Source organism: Neptuniibacter sp. UBA6509, assembly GCA_002435145.1.
In the GTDB taxonomy this organism is placed as follows: Bacteria; Pseudomonadota; Gammaproteobacteria; order Pseudomonadales; family Balneatricaceae; genus Neptuniibacter.
Genome location: DJLT01000080.1, coordinates 1 through 3970 on the forward strand (window position 1 = coordinate 1; position 3970 = coordinate 3970).

At 39.3% G+C, this 3970-nt stretch carries 4 protein-coding genes; all 4 read left to right on the forward strand.

The window, feature by feature from the left end:
• Positions 1–1938, forward strand: a 1938-nt coding sequence (locus B4K11_RS09925; protein WP_272965009.1) for a hypothetical protein, incomplete at its 5' end; no start/stop codon positions are given.
• On the forward strand, positions 1928–2623 hold the full coding sequence (locus tag B4K11_RS09930; RefSeq protein WP_292959348.1) for a hypothetical protein: 696 nt from the start codon (positions 1928–1930) through the stop codon (positions 2621–2623). The genes B4K11_RS09925 and B4K11_RS09930, both read left to right, overlap by 11 nt.
• The gene (locus B4K11_RS09935) at positions 2610–3119 is read left to right on the forward strand and encodes a hypothetical protein (RefSeq protein ID WP_292959349.1); all 510 of its coding nucleotides are present in this window, start codon (positions 2610–2612) and stop codon (positions 3117–3119) included. The genes B4K11_RS09930 and B4K11_RS09935 overlap by 14 nt, the downstream gene beginning before the upstream one ends.
• A partial coding sequence (locus B4K11_RS09940) for a helix-hairpin-helix domain-containing protein (protein ID WP_292959350.1) occupies positions 3116–3970 on the forward strand: 855 nt, incomplete at its 3' end. The genes B4K11_RS09935 and B4K11_RS09940, both read left to right, overlap by 4 nt.

A 3970-nucleotide genomic window follows, 5' to 3' on the forward strand; every position in this document is an offset into this window, starting at 1 on the left:
GTTCACGTTCAGCAGAATACGCACGCTTTTCCTCGAAAAGTTATTCCTTTTGTATTAGCTGCATTTGATGAGTTTGAGAATGTAAATTACCGAATACAACAATCGATACTTAATGGAACTATCGATGGAGAAAAGTTTAGAAGTGAGCTGATAAAGAACCAAGGAATGATAATTCCAGCGGACTGGGGTGAAACTTTCGAGTTGAAGGTAGATGGCAAAGTGGTCCTGGTAGATTTAATTCCCTCGTTATTTAATCTTATCGAACTTGATGATAACGGAGAAAAGCGTATTTTTGCTTTTAATAGTGTGTTTAGAATGCTTCGTTCAGCCATGCATATCGGTAGCCGTGTACAAAATACTCAGTGGTTGGATATTACGCTTTTTGATCAATTTAACTTCACTACCGAGCAGTACTTTTCAAATTTGCACGTCACAGTAGATAAGACCAATCCTCATCGAAATGTAGCTATACCCTCGTATGTATTTAAAACGCTGTTGCTAGAGAAGCAGTTTCAATTAGAACAAATTCCCATGGGACCTGTACGAATTCCTTACGAGGGTAATGAGAGTGACGGAACTTACCACGACGGCATTACTCCTCTCTTTAATAATCCTAATAAGAATCAGCCATTTCATGACAGTGTGTATAACAAATATTGGTTAAAATTCATGAAGTTTATTGACGTGGAGTATAACAAATTTTGTCGTTCCGAGGGGAGACGAGAAGATTGTCATCGATTCGTGTACATAGATTGCCGACGGGAAAAGGGTAGAAAAGACAGCTCCCGTAACCCCAAGATGATAAATACAAAATATGTAGATGCCAACGGAATCGAATATGAAACAGAAGCATCAGAAATTGTATATCGCCCAGTACATACTCCCCATGCTATGCGTAATACGTTTACAGTAATGAGACGTTTTCATCTCCACGATGCCGTTTTGATGGAGCAACAAGGTTGGTCCGCATCGGCTATGGTTGATCATTATGCTAAGGGAGAGTATGAGCAAGACCGACTTGAAAGATTAGAAGCAACAGACCAAGCAATAAGAAAAGGTCTTACTTTCAGGGAGCTGAAAGAACAGACTAGATTATTAAACAGTGACAATGCTATTAAGCCAAGCGCTAAACACTCTGCGATGAGAGACGCTCTAAACACCTCGGCTGAAGATGCGATAAAGTCTCAGCACTTGCTATCGATTAAAATTCCAGACTTAGGAGACTATGGTGGCAAAGATGGTATTGAAATTTTTCGCAAATCTCAAAATAAAGCAGATATCGCTGTTTATGATGACTGTGTTTGCCCTGTTGGAGGGATGTGTCCAGTTGAAGTTTTAAACATAATCAAAGAAGAACGACGATGTGCTTTATGCCCTATAGCAATCTTTGGTCTTGACCACATTTCGGGACTAAAGGCCAAGGCTCGTAGCCTAGACTTTGAATCAAAAAGCAAGCAAAGAGTTTTGAAAAATGCAATACATCGGAAAGTATCTTCGCAAACGATAGAAAACATAGATGATCGGCTAATGAATGATAGATTAGAAATATCGGCTTGTGTTTTTATCATTAATACACTTGAGCAGCATGCTAAAATGGACCCGGCACAGGGAGAGTATGTTTGTAGAGATCCTGACTTACTAAGAAATGCATTTAAAATTTCTTTGGATTGCGAAGATGAAATTCAGAGTTTTCTATCTCGGCTTGTTGACGCCAAAGCTTACCCGCAGTTCACATCTGGAGACTTTTTAGCAAAAGTTGAAATAGCAGCTAGAAGATTTGTGCATGGCGGCGTTCAATTTGGTGAAGAGAGCTTCAGCGATATTGACGTCGTTGCCGGTCACATAGCTGCAATTATGCGTAAAAATAAACTGACTTTTGATGAATTAAGTAAATCGGAAATACTCCCACAGTTGCAAGGCCTCTCAAATGGGAGCTAAAAAAGGTACGAATAACTTCAAGTCATTTCAACAAAATCGTATACAAGCAAAGCTAGATGCAATTGATGAGTTTATTAATTCTCTGCCCAAGCGTATGAAACTTGAACGCTTTGAAGACCTGTTAGCTGACTGTTGCGAGTATTTAGGATGTCATAGAACAACAATTACTCGTCAACAAGTTTACGTTGAAAAATTGAAAGACGAATTTCAGAAAAGAAGCTTGTTTTTATCTTCTGATTCAATGGGTCACTATTCGACAAGTCAGCTTGAACAGCTAATCGAAGCAAAGGATGCAGAAATTAGCAGTTTAAAGGGAGAGCTAGACAGAACTTCGGCAGCGTTAAAAGACGCAAAAGCTCAAATTACTTATTATCTGAGTGATGATTACAAGGAATCGGGGTTTGTTTTTAATAAACCTGAAGATTCAGTTCGAATAACTGAGGAAAAGCAGGAAAGTACTTTTCAAAAGGAATTTGAATATACTGCTCACGCGTTAAATCTATTGCTGCAATACTTGGAAGATCAGCGATTTGGTATTGGCCTGAGAAATGAAAATGGTAGTTCAAAAGTCATTCTTGCTGATGATGGGCTGGGAGCAATACCAAAAAAAATTGCTGATAGTAAATATCTTGCAGAGTTCGTTAGGTATTTGAATAAATCGGGTGCGAAGTATGGAGCAAAATAAGCTGACTCAACTAACGCTTCAAACTGCAAAGAGTAATAATGCGATGAAGTTAGTCGCTTTTCTTAAATCAGCTATAGAGAACGGGTATAAGCTTCCAGCTCGAAAGAACACATTGGATGTCAATAAGTCACTTTTGGCAGAACTTGCGGGATTTGACCGACAAGCTCTCGACGAGGAGCGAGGTGCGAAAGATACAATTAATATACTGAATTGGGCCATTGAGCATATAGGACTTGACTCTTGTTTGGTGCATGAGAGTTTTGTTCGACAGAGTGATAGTCCTGATTTGAAAGCGCTCAAAAAAATCCTGGATAAGCAGGATAAAGAAATTCACAGGTTAGAGTCGTTATTACTTCGTGCAGAAGCAAAAAACAACTCGTTGGTCTATGAAATAAAAAAGCTAGAAAGGACTCTTAGTCAAAAAAATGAAGCTGATGCTTATATCTCTTCGGGTTATAAAATAGTCTTGTTTGATGATTTTGAGGAATTAAGTTGAGTGCTAATCGATGGGTAACAATCCGCTTGGTTGTTACTTCCGTTTCTCCAGGCTACAAAAAGCTTAGGATAAACGGAAGCTTCAATAGCAAACGTCGAGAGGTACACGTTCCAGCCGAAATTGACGCCCCTGGACTTGGTGATTTAATTGAAGTTAGGGGAGTTGTTAGAAAAGGTGAATACGGTTTTATCCTTGATGCGTCAGACTGGAAACTATGTTGTGTAGATGAGCATGACATCTTTCAGTTCCTACGAAAACAGAGAACAAACCAAATACAGGGATTGGGGAGTCAGAAACTTAATAAATTAGAAATGCATTTTAATCGTGATCCTCACCGATTTCTGGATGCCTTAGTTTGTTCTGACTCAACTGAACTTGAAGGTATCATTGGAAAGTCGCTAGCCGATAGGCTTATAAAGTTCTGGCAGTCTTACAAGACTGAAAAAGAGCTGATTTTAGCACTGATGCAACTTGGCTTGTCGTTTAAGAGTGCTCACTCTGCGTTGACTGTATTTGGGGAATCTTCCGTCAAGCGTATAGAAGATGACCCATTCGAGCTTGTGCCAATTGTTGGGTTTGATGCATCCGATGAGATTGCCAAAAGTTTAAAACTCCCAATGAACGACCGACGTCGAATCAGTGCGTTGAGCAATGAAATCCTGCTGAATTACCAAGAGCAAACTGCTAGCAGCCTGATGCATCGAGATAAATTTGTTGAGCAAGCCGAGTTTTATCAAGTAGATGGAGAACTGGCTTTATCAATCGGTATCGAGACAAAAGCCATCATTTTCGACAGTGGTTATATTACAAATCCTGCTTTTTATGAAATGGAAACTTCGATTCGACAATTT